This is a genomic window from Roseovarius dicentrarchi (genome assembly GCF_003316635.1).
Lineage (GTDB): Bacteria > Pseudomonadota > Alphaproteobacteria > Rhodobacterales > Rhodobacteraceae > Roseovarius > Roseovarius dicentrarchi.
The window spans coordinates 1-14,200 of record NZ_QNQP01000009.1; the positions used below are offsets into that span (position 1 = coordinate 1).

Sequence of the window (14,200 nt, forward strand, 5' to 3'; positions counted from 1 at the left end):
AGTTGTAAGTTCATCGAATGAACCAAACCGCCCACATATCTCTTCAGATACTATCAGTTTCAAAGAGCGTCGGAGCCAAAAGCCCCAGAAGACAAATCTAACAGACTGCGCTTAAACTACCAAGCGCCGTCCGCTCCACCTATCTCCGAATGTCCCCGCCGTCAAGCCCGCTGGAGCGTCGCTCCGTTGTTCCGTCTGGCGTCCCAGTGGTGCATCTCAGCGCCGCCGGTGAAGGGGGTTCTAGCCCCAACCCCAAATACCCGCAACCCATTTCTGCAAAGAAATGCAGGTTTTTGTCATTTTTCTGATTTTCGCGTAAAATTAAGGGGTTGGAGAACTTTCCTTACCTGCTGGCGCACCAATCGGGCAACTTTGTTACCCGGCAATCACCTCTGCTGCGCCGGAATCACGCTGCTGTCGATCACTGCCCCCCGCGGGCGGTAGGAATCGGTAGTGGCTCAGGGAGAATCGCGGCGCGGAATCGGACGATCGGTGACTGTAAGGCCCCTGTTTCCCTGCACGCCGCGATTCTCCGAACTGCGGCGAGCGTATCCAGCGGCGATTCTCCGCGATCCGGCGAGAATCATGCGCGCCCCGGAAACGTCATCACGCAAGACAGCTCAGTTATTGGAAAAAGGGCAGATCCGCATCTGCGCATCTGCCCCCTCTTTATAGTGAAGCGTCCAACACTACCGTTTATGTATCACTGCCACCTGATCGCGTCGCTTCTTTTGATATTTCACCGGATGGACGATGCAGGCGGAAATGTCGGGGATCAGCGCGTTGAACGCGTCCGCCACGGCGGGGTCCGAATGCTGAAACTTGCGCGTGTTGATATAAGAGCGCAGCAGACCAGCGGTTTTGGTGATTCCGGCCACCTCATAGGTGTCCGGCTGCCAGCGCAAATCCTCGATCACGTACAGCCCGCCGGACGCCAGTTTCGGGAACACCTCGAGAAAGGCGTTTTGCTGGTGGTGGCTGGCGTGGCTGGCGTCGTCGATGACAATATCCAAGGTCGGCATATCTGCCGCCGCCTGCGCGATCGCGCTTCGGTCATCCATATCGCACCGGTGAAACGTGAACCGGTCGTGATCGAACCACGAGAAGTCCGACACATCCAGCCCGTGAATGCGCGCCTTTGGGAAATACTCCAGCCACATGCGGATCGACGGCAGATCGGTTGTCTTGCGATCCGCATCAATGCCCTGCTCCGGCCCGCCAATCAGCAGACCCATCTCGAGGAAGTTTATCTTTCGCCGCCGGTACGGGTTGAACAGCATATGATAAAGTTCGGTATAGCGATGCTTGGTTGACCCCTTGTCCGAGCCGAACTGATCGGCCAGATCCGTCAGATTGATTGCGGTTTTCGTGCGGGGGGCGTGCGCGTCCGACATGCTGCGATCCTACTCTGCCGCTTCGGCATTTGCTTTCTTGCTGAAAACCGGCGCCAACGTTGGATCGATTCCGTGCTTTTTCAGCAGCTTGTCGATCAACCCGCCGCTATCCGGCAGGCCACCGGGGCGGGAGGCCAGAAATTCGCGGATGCGCCGCCCATATAGATGTATCGACGTCGTCTTGTCCGTCAGGCATTTTTCAGCCGCCGCCAGTCGCCGCGCCTTGACCAGATGGCGCCGATTTTCAAACGGAACCGGATACAGAACCTCCCGCGGGAAGGCATATTTATCCTCGCCGGTTTTGCGGATGTAATGTGTCACCGCTTGCGGGCCCCACACGCCCCAGGGCAGATCACTGCAATGCACTGGCGTTCCGGCATCCGCCTGCGCCTGCAATTTCGCCTTGGCGGCATCGCTGTACCATTCGGGAATGCCGTATTCGTCGCGCGTCATTTCCAGCAATCCGGCCAGAGCCCGGCTGTCCTGCGGCAGGCCCAGAACGCCGCCGTTGATGTGACTTTCGCTTTCCCAGCCAAAGTAATGCCCGGTCACAGTCTCAAACGGTTTCACGCAATAGGCATCGGTATCGGCCCAGATGGTGTTCTGCGACTGCGTCAGCAAATGATAGCGGAACACATCTGAAAACAGTGCCAGGCTGCCGGTGCGGCCATGCTGGATGAAATCGTCCCGCTTCAGGATCGCATCACCATGCACGACCGCAGCACCGCCGGGAACATTCGACACCGGGCCATAATGATACAACGTCACGTCATGCCCTGCGTCCAGAAACGACTGTACGCACAGCTGCTCGACATAGCTAAGCGGGCCTTCGACCCAGAGCATTGCAATATGGGGTAATTTACTCATGAGGTAGGTCCGCGCTGGTGATGTATGACTGCCTGAGCATTGCCTGTTCTTCGGGCGTCTGCTGCGCCGGACGCTATCGCACCTGCCCTTTTCGCGCAATCGCGGTCATCGGAGCCGCCATTGCAATCGGTGGCGCCGGCCGTTTAAATCGCAACCGCAGTCTATCTGTGTCACAGCCCCGTTAATCTCCGGTAAAGTCGCAAACAGGATCGGCATGGCCCCCAGACAGTTAACACCGCTTTCGCCTTGCGTCTTACCCTCCCGCTTTGCATCGCGCGATGCGCCGGCGGGGCTGGCGGGATGGGACGCGCCCGCGCAAACAGCCTTTGACGCAAATACGCTGTTCTACGATGTGTTTCAGACTGCTGCGCCGGGAATGATCCACGCGGTTGGGCCGCCCCTGAAAAAAACCCTGCGCACATTCATCAAGCAGGCAGATCTGCGGATCAACGGGGCAGAGGCCACGCTGCGCGAAACCAGCCAGACCAAGCGCGCGTGTTCGCTGGAAATCAGCGCCGACGTTCACGATGCGCATACGCTGACCATTCTTCACCCCAAACTGTCGGTAAATATCTCCATCAGCCCCTCCGCGCTGCCTCGCTACGCGGGTCTTGATACAATGTTTACCCTTAGCCGTAACAATACGCTGGACTGGGTGCGCGACTGGGCGCGCTACCATGTCGACACCCACGGGGTTGAGGGCATCCTCTTGTATGACAATGCCTCTGATCTCTATGGCGCTGATGCGCTCAGCGATGTTTTGGCCGGTATTGGCGGGCTCAAGGCGTTCGATGTCGTGCCTGCGCCGTTTCAATACGGCCCTGCCGGTTTGTCACGCGAAGTGACCAGCACCCGGTATCTGCAATTTGCGCTGTTTGAAGTCACGCGGCTGCGCTTTCTTCAGCAGGCTGCCGGTGCGCTGAACATGGACATTGATGAGATGGCCTATGCCCCTGCGGGCAGGACCGTGTTCGATGCGGCCCGCGACAGCGATCAGGGCTTTCTCACGCTGCCGGGCAGTTGGCGATACCCACAACCCGGCGCGCCCTTGTTGCACGGCTCGCATATTCTGCGCGCGGCCGGCCCCGAAGAGCCGATGTACCCCAAATGGTGCCTGGTCCCCGGCGGCCCGCTGCGCGGCAAAAGCTGGCGAACCCATGGGATCAAGGGGTTGCCGGATCAGGTGCAGGACGGCCACGGGTTTCTGCACTGCCGCATGATATCGGAAAGCTGGCATTACGACCGCTCGGAATATACCGGCCTTGCGCTGGAGCCGGACCCGCTGGCGATCAAGGCGCTGGGCCCGGCGCTAGGGGCGCAGTAGCGTCACACGGTCCAGTTGGGCGATTTGCGCGATGTCCTTCTCATAGAGCCGGATCAGATGGGCGCGTTCGCCATCGCTCCACGGGTCGTAACCGGGGTAGTCGGGACCGCGCGGATAGGCGTCCTGAATTTCCACGCGCCGGGCCAGCGCCGCTTCGCCCCCGCTGCGCTCCACCTCGAACAGCAGTTCCTGCACGGCGCGGTGGCTGGCCGATGGCCGCCCCCGGCTCCGCGACGGCGCAACCAGCGACGCGGGGTCAACGCCCGCGCCGCAAAGGTTGCCGATCACCTTGCCCGACAGCCCGCCGAAATCCTCCAGCCGCCACAGCGTCAGCTGCGCGGCGGGAAAACACTCCAGCACATCCTTGATGAATCCGGTCCAGCTGGGCAGGTTCGACAGAACGGCGCGTTTCATCTGCGCCTCGGGGATCACATTCTCGCCCTTGGCCGAGCGCAGGAACTCAACAAAAGTCGAGGCAAAGAAATCCGCGTAGTTACGCAGCGCCAGATGCACCTCGGTCACCGGGTAGAGGATATGCCGGGCAAAATTCGGCATCAGCGTCCCGCGCCGACCGTATAAATCGCCGCCGCGCACGCAATGGCCACTATGGCCGGGCATGTTTTCATCCGACAGGATGATCCTGGCCCCCGGCCCGGCGCCGATCCCCTCGAAAAAGGTGCGCGCACGATCTGCCAGTTCCGCATCAGGTATCTTGGTGCGGTAGTTGAACCCCAGCTTTTCATAGCCGTTCAGCTGCACCGGGACGGTAAATTCCTTGCGCGTGTCGCGGTGGTGGACGTAATACACCCCGCTTTTGCGCAGACGCCCGGCGTTGCGTTGCAGGATCGACTGGATGTGGCTGGTCGCGGTCTTATGAACGCCGCCATGCACCACCACATGCGGCAGGCCCGTATCCATCGCCCTACCCTTCTTGCATGTCCGGCGCGGCGTTGATGCCCCGGATCTGCTCGCGGAACGCATCCCAGCCGTCGCGCGCGCGCAGATCCTCGATCTTGCCCCGGTGCCAGTCAACAGCGGCCTTGTGCAGCCGCGCCAATTCGGGGTCTTGCAGCAATATATCCATCTCGCGGCGCAGGCCCGGCAAGCGGGTCTGAATGCTGGTATCGGTCTGCGAATTGTAATTCATGTTGGACCAGTAGGTGACGCCCTGGTCATCGCCGACATGATTGGTGCGGCCGCGGTCCCGCTTGACCAGAAAACTGTCGACCGACCGGACGGCATAGTGATGCAGCCGCGCATAATCGTGGCTGAACCCGTCATATGCCTTCCATCCCTGCTCCAGATAAAGGTCCGGCATCGGTTTGCCGCCGCCATCGACCCACGCGATATCGCCGCGATCCAGATGGAACGCGGGCCGGTGAATCCGCAGCTTTTTCAAGCGCTCGGTATTGCGCACCAGCGTTTTCATGCCCAAAGCGCGGTAGTTGGGAAACTCCAGCTCGCCGCAGCAGCGGTCGAACTGTTCGATCACCGGCGCCTCGGAATAGTCGACGCGCCCACTATTGCCGAACAGCTTCCAGCAGATGGAAATCGCATCCGCCTCGCCCACGGCGGCGAACAGATCATCCAGCCGCCCGGCGCCGGTGCGGATGTTCAGAAACTCATCGCAATCGGCGCAAATCAGCCAATCGGCGCCCTTCACAACATCCAGCCCGCCCGCATCCTTCAGCGCACTGCGCTGCGGGCTGCCACCGGGTTTGAACGGGTTTTCGCGGTGCTGCGCCAGTCCCAGAACCTCCAACCGTTTGGCGATCAGATCGGTGCCATCGTCGCAATCATTGGTGTAGATCAGGAAATCCGTGAAGCCGATCAGCCGGTTATAGGCAACCCATTCCAGCATGAACGGGCCTTCGTTCTTCATGGTGGTCACGATGACCCGGCTTTGCCGGGCCGGCGCGGCGGGCGCCGTGCGCCCCGCATTCGCAGGCGCCGTGATGCGGGCCGCAGGCCCATCCGCCGGTGCCACGGTTCCCCTGATCCGGGGCTGTTTTGCAATATCGGCCAGAGCTTCGGGCGCCGGCTCATCCGGTTTGACGGCTGGCAGCGCCGTATCCTTGGGCGCCTCATCCTCAAGGCGGCGCTTGTGTCTGCGCAGGCGGCGGCGGAACGCCTTGTCAAATCCGTCTGCCAGCGCCTCGCGGCCCTTATCGCGAAAATGGCCCGACAGGGCGCCGCGATACCACGGCAAATAGCGCCGCTCGCGATACAGGCTGTAGAACTGGGGCTGAGTCAGCTCGTCCATGATGCAATGCGTCATCACCGGTTTCAGCGCGCCGATCTTGCGCAGGAACACCGCCGTCTTGTGGTTTGAGAACCAGCACTTGAAGATGCGCAGATTATCCCCGGCCAGCCGGTCGATATGCTTTTGATCCAGTTCGAAATAGGGATCATAAAACACGTTCACCCGCCCCGCCCCGGACGTGAGCGCCGCGCCATCGGCCAGCGGCAATGTCCAATCCTGCCGCTGGCCATTTTCATACCGCGTCTCCCAAGGGACCAGATCGGGGTCCAGCGTGGTTTGCGGGTTGATGGCGATCACATGCGCGCCGGGCACCAGCGATGAAAACGCCAGCGCGGCATAGCCGCCCATGGAAACGCCGGCGAACACAACCCGTTCGTACCCCTCGAAAAATCCTTGGGCGACCAGCCCCTGAAACCGGCGGATCAGATCACCGTCCCGATACCAGTCGCTGACATGCGCCATGATGCCCAGGTGGCAATACCCACCGTCAGAGGCGAATTTATACGCCCACGGCTCGCGCTGGATGCTGTCGTCGTTGACGTTTGACAGATTGTCGAAGGTCACCAGCAGCCGGTCACTGGGCCGTTTGATGAACATCAGCGAGTGGCGCAGGTTCTTTTCGAAAAAACCCTGCCCTTCCGCGCCGGGGCGAAGATCATCCAGCCACCGCGGGGTTTCCGGGCTGTCCACTGTTGCCTGCTGTGTCATCATACCATCTTTGCGCTGCGTCTACTTTCGGAGCAGCTTTTATCCGCCTGCCCTGCCTGCCGCCATTACCTTATAGGATTGGCCTGAAATGGTGCAATAAAACAATGAAAATACGGTTATTGTTTCGCGGAATTCCAGCTGTGCAATGATCCCAATCGCCCACTCTTCCGCCGGTTGCGCATTGCAAGTTTCGCCTTGCGGGCTAACCTTGCAAGGCGGACCTGCGGGCCACCAATGCAACAATCGAAAAGGGCCAGCATGCTCGATACAATCAAACGCGCCGTCATTCCCATTGCCGCACTTGCCCTGTCGATCCTGGCCGTTGCACTGTCTTTCATCCACCCGGCGTGGCTGTTCGTTCTGGTGGTGACGTTGCCTGTTGTGCTGCTCGGGCTCTATGACCGCCACCAAAAGACGTGGACAATTACCCGCAATTACCCGGTGGCCGGGCGCATTCGCTGGCTGTTTTACAAACTGCGCCCTTACCTGCATTCCTACATCGTCGAGGATGACCTGTCCGGCACGCCCTATTCATTCGATGCGCGCAACCTGATCCATACCCGTGCGCGCGGCGCGACCGATACGAAACCCTTCGGAACAGAACGCGACACCTGCGCCAATACCTATCGCTGGCTGATGCACTCGATCGCGCCAGAAAGTGACCCGGATCCGGCACCGCGGGTGCAGGTCGGCAATGACCAGACGGCGCAGCCCTATTCGGCATCGGTGATGAACATATCCGCGATGAGCTTTGGCTCGCTGTCGGCCAACGCCATTCAGGCGCTGAATATCGGCGCCAAACGCGGCAATTACTACCACGACACCGGCGAGGGCGGCATCAGCGACCACCACAGCAAACACGGCGGCGATCTGGTTTGGGAACTGGGATCGGGCTATTTTGGCGCACGCACCAAGGATGGCAATTTCGACCCCGAAATGTTCCGCGACACCGCCCAGCGCGATCAGGTCAAGATGACCGAAATCAAGCTGAGCCAAGGCGCCAAGCCCGGCCATGGCGGCATGCTGCCCGGTAGCAAGGTCACGGCCGAAATCGCCCGCGTGCGCGGCATCGAGGAAGGCAAGGATTGCATGTCGCCGCGCGCCCACAAGGCATTTTCAACCCCGATCGAGATGCTGGAATTTGCCGCCCGGATGCGCGATCTGTCAGGCGGCAAGCCTGTTGGCCTGAAGCTGTGCATCGGCCAGCCCTACGAGGTGTTCGCCTTGATGAAGGCGATCAAGCTGACCGGCATCAAGCCCGAATTCATCGTTGTCGACGGCGGCGAGGGTGGCACCGGCGCCGCCCCGCAGGAGCTGTCCGATTGGGTCGGCACCCCCCTGACCGAGGGGCTGATCCTGATGCGCAACGCGCTGGTCGGCTGCGGGCTGAAGGACGACATCAAACTGGTCGCCAGTGGCAAGATATACTCGGGGATGGGGCTGGCCTATAACATCGCGCTGGGGGCCGATTGGTGCAACGCGGCGCGGTCCTTCATGATGTCTGTCGGCTGCATCCAGTCACAGCGCTGTCATCTGGACACCTGCCCCACCGGCGTTGCCACGCAGAATGCCGCGCGCCAGCGCGGGCTGATCCCTGACGTGCAGGGCATGCGCTCGGCGCGGTTCCAGTGCAAGACGGTCGAGGCGCTGGTCGATATGGTCGCCTCCGCCGGGCTGAAACATCCCAGCGAGCTGGAGCCGCATCACCTGATGCATCGCGTCGGTCCCGAGGCCGCGCTGCCCGTGGATCAGATCCATTCGTTCCTGCCGAAAAACATCCTGAACGAGGCGCCGGAAGACACGCTTTATTCCGAATGGTGGGCCGCGGCGCAGGCGGACAGTTTTCAGCCGGCGACCGATCTGGTCAGCCGCCGCGCCAAGGCATACCAGAGCGAGGCGCTGAGCTAAGGCTCAGGCGCGCGCCTCTTTCGTCCACGCGGCATCGCCGGACAGGTCGGCGCGCGGGCTGCAATTACAGGCCGCATCGCGGTACGCGCTGCTGGCCTGCGCCGCCTCGGGCGCCGGAACCATCTGGCCTTGCCGCCAACCGCCGTGCAGATAGAGGCCCGTCGCCATGAGCGCCGTCGCCACCATCCCCGCCGGAAAGCTTAGCCACAGCGCGTCCGCGCCGATCAGCGGATAAAACCCAAAGGCAAAGCCCAGCCGCACAGGATACATCGCCACGATCATCACCAGAAGCGGACCAATGACATAGCCATTGGCGCGCATCGTGCCAAACAGCACCTGCGCAACGCCAAAAAACAGGTAGCCCCACGTCGCCATCAGCTGGATGCGCCGCCCGATCGGCACCGCCTCGCTGTCGACGCCCACAAACAGGCCCAGCGCGGCACGGTCGAATATGGTCAACACGGCAATCAGCGTGCCGGTGAGGATGATATTGAAAATCAGCCCCCACTTGGTCACGCCCCGGACGCGCCCCCATTGATCGGCGCCGATATTCTGCGCCGCCATCGCGCTGACCGCCGCGCTCAGCGCCATCGCGGGCATCTGCACATAGGTCCATAACTGCTGCGTCACGCCGTAGGCGGCGGCCGTCACCACCCCTTCGCGGTTGATCAGCGACAGCATGGTGATCGCCGCCGAGGATATCACGATCATCTGAAACCCGATCGGCAACCCCTTGGCCAGCATCAGCTTCAGTACGGCCGGGTCCGGGATCAGCAGGCGCATATCCGGCCCGCGCAAGGCCAATGGCGAGCCGCGCAGATAAATCGCCGCGACCAGCCCGATCAGCGCCGCAGTATTGCCGATCACCGTCGCCAGCGCCGACCCCATGATGCCCAGCTCCGGAAACGGGCCGATCCCGAGGATCAGCAGCGGGTTGAACACAATGTCCAGCCCCACAGACACGCCCATGAAATACAGCGGCGTCATCGAATCGCCCGTCCCCCGCAGCGCCATCATCAAAAGCGTAAAGGTCAGCGACGCAGGCATCGCGATGAAAATCACCCGCAGATATGTCAGCGCCAGAGGCGCCGCACTGCCGGGCGTGCCCAGAACCTCCAGCAGCTGCGGCGCAAACGCGTATCCCAGCGCGGCGATCACCGCGCTGAGCGGGATGATCGCGCCCAGCCCGGTGCCAACCGCGCGCCGCGCCTCTTGCGGGGTGCGGCGGCCCATGGCCTGCCCGATCAGAATGGTGGCCGCCATGCCAAAGCCGAACACGAACGACACCAGCAGAAACATCACCAGATTGCCGTTTGTCGTCGCGGCCAGCGCATCCTCGCCCAGATAGCGCCCGACCCAGACGGCATTGATCGACCCGTTCAGCGATTGCAGAACCGACGATGCCAGCGTGGGCAGTGCGAACAGGATCATCGTTGTCGGGATCGTGCCAGCGGTCAGATCCAGCCTTTTGCCCTTGATGGCGGCAGGGCGCGCAATGTCGGTGTCGCTCATCGGGAGGTGCCTCGCAGGGGTCAAGTGGCTCGGGCCGAACGGCCAAGCCTCATAGGTAGCCAAGTGGCCCGCGCTGGCAAGCCCCGGCGCCAGGCTATTGACGCGCCCGCAGCTCCCGGTCGTCCTGCATCTGATACCAGCGCACCAGCATCCCTGCGCCCCACGGTGCGAGCGTCCGGAGCGGCACCGGCTTGAACGGCAAGCTGTCGAAAGCCGTTTCCGCATCCGCCTCGCCCAGCATGCGGCGGGCCAGTTTCGTCCCGAAATAAAGGCTGCGCGTCACGCCCGATCCGTTATAGCCGCCCGCCATCCAGATCCCGTCGAAATGGCCGAAATGCGGGGAATGATCCGCCGTCATGGCGATCAGCCCAGACCAGACATGCGAAATCGGCGCATCGCTCAGCTGCGGATAAACCCGGCAGATCGCCCGGCGATACGCCCGCTCTCGCGCGGCGGGCGACACGTTGCCGGCGCCGAACCGGCCGCCGAAAATGAATGATCGCCCATCGGGCGTCGGCCGATACCACATGAACACGCGGCCCGATTCGCCATGCATCCGGCCCTTGGGCGACAGATCGGCCATCTGCTCGGGGCTGAGCGGCCCAACGGTGCAGGCCCCCGTTTCCAATGGGACAACCCGCCGGTTCAGCGCCGCGCTGCGCCGGTCCGAATACCCGTTGGTCGCCAGCACAACCTCGCGCGCCTCAACCTTGCCGCCGGTTGTGTGAAGCAGCTTGCGCGCGCCGCCCTGCTCGATCCCGGTGACGGCGCAGGGCGCGACAATCTGCGCGCCTGCCTCCAGCGCACGCGCCGCCAGCCCCAGCAGCATTTTGCGCGGATGCACCCCGCCGTCACGTTCATAGACGACGCCGCCGCGATAGAAATCGCTGCCGATTTCGCTGCGCTGCTCGGCGCGCGGCACCGGGTAGCTGGGCAAGCCGATCCGGTCGCGCAGCCAGTCACATTCGCGCAGCAGCGCATCATACTGCGTATCGGTGCGCGCGCCGCGGAACCGGCCTACCAGCGCCAGATCGCAAGCGATGTTTTCGGCGGCGACGAACTGCACCAGATGATCGACCGCATTCAGCCCCTCGCGCAGCAGCGCGACAGCGCGATCCTCGCCATAGGCGTTGATCAGGCCGGAAATTCCCAGCTTGTGCAGCCCTGGCCCGATCATGCCGCCATTGCGCGATGACGCTCCGAACCCCACCGCCTCGGCGTCGAACACCGCCACCGAACGTCCCGCCCGCGCCAGATGCAACGCCGCCGACAGCCCGGTATAGCCTGCGCCGACGATTGCCACGTCAACCTTGGCAGGTGGGCGCCCGGCAGTATCGGGCGCGCGATCCGCGCCCTCGTGCCAATAAATCCTCTCGGCTGTAAATGCCATCTGCGCGCTCCGATCTGCTTGCCCCGAATGTGCAGATATCCACGGCCTCCGCCACAGAAAATTGCGCCGCCCGGCTTATCACACGAAAAAGCCGCGCGTGTTTCCACGCGCGGCCCGGTTTCGCAATGCAGGCTTCTTAGTGAACGACGGCATCCTCGGGCGGCTGGCGTTTGGTGCTGCCAACGCGATCCCCGATGATCAGCCCCTCAGGCCCGACAGTCACGGGTACGGTGCTGTCATCCATGATATCCCCCGCCAGCAGCATTTCCGCCAGCGGATCCTGAATGGCCCGTTGCAACACCCGCTTGAGCGGACGCGCCCCGAACACCGGATCATACCCCTCGTCGGCCAGCCACTTCTTGGCCTCCTCGCCCAGATCCAGCGTGATCTTGCGGCTGGCCAGACGTTTGCGCAGACGCTCCAGCTGGACATCGACGATGCCCGTCATGTTATCGCGGCTGAGCCGGTCAAAGATGACGATCTCATCCAGCCGGTTCAGGAACTCGGGCCGGAAATGGGCGCGCACCGCCTCATTCACGCTGCGCTTGGCCTCGGCCACATCCGCACCTTCCGGCAACTGGCTGAGCGCCTGCGACCCAAGGTTCGACGTCAGGATGATCAGCGTCTGCTTGAAGTCCACGCGATGGCCCTGACCATCGGTCAGAACGCCGTCATCCAGCACTTGCAACAGCACGCTGAACACATCCGGATGCGCCTTTTCGACCTCGTCGAACAGCACCACCTGATAGGGGCGCCGGCGCACGGCCTCGGTCAGTACACCGCCCTCGTCATACCCGACATAGCCCGGAGGGGCACCGATCAGGCGCGCGACGCTGTGCTTTTCCATGAATTCCGACATGTCGATCCGCACCATGGCGTTGTCGTCATCGAACAGGAATTCGGCCACCGCTTTGGTCAGCTCGGTCTTGCCCACGCCGGTCGGCCCAAGGAAAAGGAAGCTGCCCAACGGCCGGTTTTCGTCATGCAGACCGGCCCGCGCCCGGCGCACGGCATTGGCAACGGCCCGCACGGCAGTATCCTGACCGATCACGCGCTTGTGCAGCCCGGCCTCCATGCCCAGCAGCTTCTCGCGCTCGCCTTCCAGCATCTTGGCAACGGGAATGCCCGTCCAACGCTCGACCACCTGCGCGATCTGCTCGGGGCGGACGGCCTCTTCGACCATGACACCGTCGGATTCCGATTGCTCGGCCTCGGCCAGCTGCTTCTCCAGCCCCGGAATGACGCCGTAGGACAGCTCGCCCGCCTTGGCCAGGTCGCCCGCGCGCTTGGCGTGGTCCAGGTCGATCCGGGCGCGGTCCAGCTTTTCCTTGATGTCGCGGGCGCCGGCCAGCTTGTCCCGCTCGGCCTGCCATTTCGCGGTCATCTCAGCCGAGCGTTCCTGAAGCTCTGCCAGTTCCTTCTCCAGCTTGACCAGACGATCCTTGGAGGCAACGTCATCCTCTTTTTTCAGCGCCTCCGCCTCGATCTGCTTTTGCAGGATCTCGCGGTCAATCGCGTCCAACTCTTCGGGCTTGCTGTCCACTTCCATACGCAGACGACTGGCCGCCTCGTCCATCAGGTCGATCGCCTTGTCCGGCAGGAAGCGGTCGGTGATATAGCGGTGCGACAGGGTCGCCGCCGTCACCAGCGCGCTATCGGAAATCCGCACACCATGGTGCAGCTCGTACTTTTCCTTGATCCCGCGCAGGATGCTGATGGTGTCCTCGACCGTCGGCTCGGCGATCACAATCGGCTGGAACCGGCGGGCCAGCGCCGCGTCCTTTTCCACATGCTTGCGATACTCGTCCAACGTGGTCGCACCAACGCAGTGCAATTCGCCGCGCGCCAGCGCAGGCTTGATCAGGTTGGCGGCGTCCATCGCGCCGTCCCCTTTGCCCGCACCGATCAGCGTGTGCATCTCGTCAATGAACAGGATGATTTCACCGGCTGCCGCCGTGACCTCGTTCAGGACGGATTTCAGGCGTTCTTCAAACTCGCCGCGATATTTGGCGCCCGCAATCAAGGCCCCCATATCGAGGCTGAGCAGCCGCTTGTTCGCAAGGCTTTCCGGCACGTCACCATTCACGATGCGCAGGGCCAGCCCCTCGGCAATCGCCGTCTTACCAACGCCCGGCTCACCGATCAGGACAGGGTTGTTCTTGGTCCGACGCGACAATACCTGCATGGCGCGGCGAATCTCATCGTCGCGGCCAATAATTGGGTCAATCTTGCCTTCAGCCGCGGCCGCCGTCAGATCCGTGGCGTATTTTTCAAGCGCCTCATAAGTATCTTCCGCGCTGGCAGAATCTGCCGTGCGCCCCTTGCGGATATCGTTGATGGCCTGGTTCAGCGTCTGGGCAGACACGCTGCCTGCTTCCAGCGCCTCTTTGGCGGGGGATTTCACCATCGCCAGCGCCTGCAAGATCCGCTCGACCGGGACAAAACTGTCCTTGGCCTTCGTCGCCAGCTTTTCAGCCTCGGCCAGAACCTTGCCGGTCTGCTGGTCCATGTAGGTCTGGCCAGCGTCGCCCTGAACGCGCGGTATCTTGGCCAGCGCCGCATCGACGTCCTGCAAGACGCGCGCAGGATCACCGCCCGACCGTCGAATCAGGTTCGCAGCCAAGCCTTCACTGTCGTCCATCAATGCCTTGAGCAAATGCTCCGGCGTCAGCCGCTGGTGGCTTTCGCGCATCGCAATCGTCTGTGCCGCTTGGATAAATCCGCGCGACCGTTCTGTGAACTTGTTCAAGTCCATATGACTTCTCCTTTGTAAGCGTCATCCCGGTCGCGCACCCTCAATAGGCATGCTCGGTCGGGAACCTCCAATCATATCT

General features: G+C 62.4%; 9 protein-coding genes. 2 read left to right on the forward strand and 7 right to left on the reverse strand.

Translation table 11 applies throughout. The features are described from left to right. Positions 1–689 precede the first annotated feature (689 nt). Positions 690–1,394 (reverse strand): class I SAM-dependent methyltransferase, encoded by a 705-nt coding sequence (locus DQ230_RS08185; RefSeq protein ID WP_113912102.1) that lies wholly within the window; start codon positions 1,392–1,394, stop codon positions 690–692. Positions 1,395–1,403: 9 nt separating this feature from the next. Next, the gene (locus tag DQ230_RS08190) at positions 1,404–2,261 is read right to left on the reverse strand and encodes a hypothetical protein (protein WP_238987460.1); all 858 of its coding nucleotides are present in this window, start codon (positions 2,259–2,261) and stop codon (positions 1,404–1,406) included. Positions 2,262–2,475: 214 nt separating this feature from the next. On the opposite strand from DQ230_RS08190, the gene DQ230_RS08195 reads away from it, so the two are divergent. Further along, a complete protein-coding gene (locus DQ230_RS08195; RefSeq protein ID WP_113912104.1) occupies positions 2,476–3,585 on the forward strand; it encodes a hypothetical protein in 1,110 nt (369 codons plus the stop codon). Here DQ230_RS08195 and DQ230_RS08200 read toward each other — a convergent pair. Together DQ230_RS08200 and DQ230_RS08205 are read right to left on the reverse strand one after the other, a co-directional pair. Continuing rightward, positions 3,571–4,503 carry a hypothetical protein gene (locus DQ230_RS08200; protein ID WP_113912105.1) on the reverse strand — a complete coding sequence of 311 codons (933 nt, stop codon included), beginning with the start codon at positions 4,501–4,503 and terminating at the stop codon, positions 3,571–3,573. The genes DQ230_RS08195 and DQ230_RS08200 overlap by 15 nt on opposite strands. Positions 4,504–4,507: 4 nt before the next feature. Further along, entirely contained in the window at positions 4,508–6,556 is a 2,049-nt protein-coding gene (locus DQ230_RS08205) for a glycosyltransferase family 2 protein (protein WP_238987461.1), read from the reverse strand. Between the two features lie 258 nt (positions 6,557–6,814). On the opposite strand from DQ230_RS08205, the gene DQ230_RS08210 reads away from it, so the two are divergent. Further along, positions 6,815–8,464: an FMN-binding glutamate synthase family protein gene (locus tag DQ230_RS08210; RefSeq protein WP_113912106.1), complete on the forward strand. Its 1,650-nt coding sequence runs from the start codon at positions 6,815–6,817 to the stop codon at positions 8,462–8,464. 3 nt (positions 8,465–8,467) lie between these two features. Here the strand turns inward: DQ230_RS08210 and DQ230_RS08215 are convergent, their stop codons facing one another. From DQ230_RS08215 to clpB, 3 genes are all read right to left on the reverse strand, one after another. Then, positions 8,468–9,976 (reverse strand): MATE family efflux transporter, encoded by a 1,509-nt coding sequence (locus DQ230_RS08215; RefSeq protein ID WP_113912107.1) that lies wholly within the window; start codon positions 9,974–9,976, stop codon positions 8,468–8,470. Positions 9,977–10,070: 94 nt separating this feature from the next. Beyond that, positions 10,071–11,366, reverse strand: coding sequence for an NAD(P)/FAD-dependent oxidoreductase (locus tag DQ230_RS08220; RefSeq protein ID WP_113912108.1), 1,296 nt, complete (start codon positions 11,364–11,366; stop codon positions 10,071–10,073). A 136-nt stretch (positions 11,367–11,502) separates the two neighbouring features. Continuing rightward, positions 11,503–14,121, reverse strand: coding sequence for an ATP-dependent chaperone ClpB (clpB, locus tag DQ230_RS08225; RefSeq protein ID WP_113912109.1), 2,619 nt, complete (start codon positions 14,119–14,121; stop codon positions 11,503–11,505). Between the last annotated feature and the right edge of the window lie 79 nt (positions 14,122–14,200).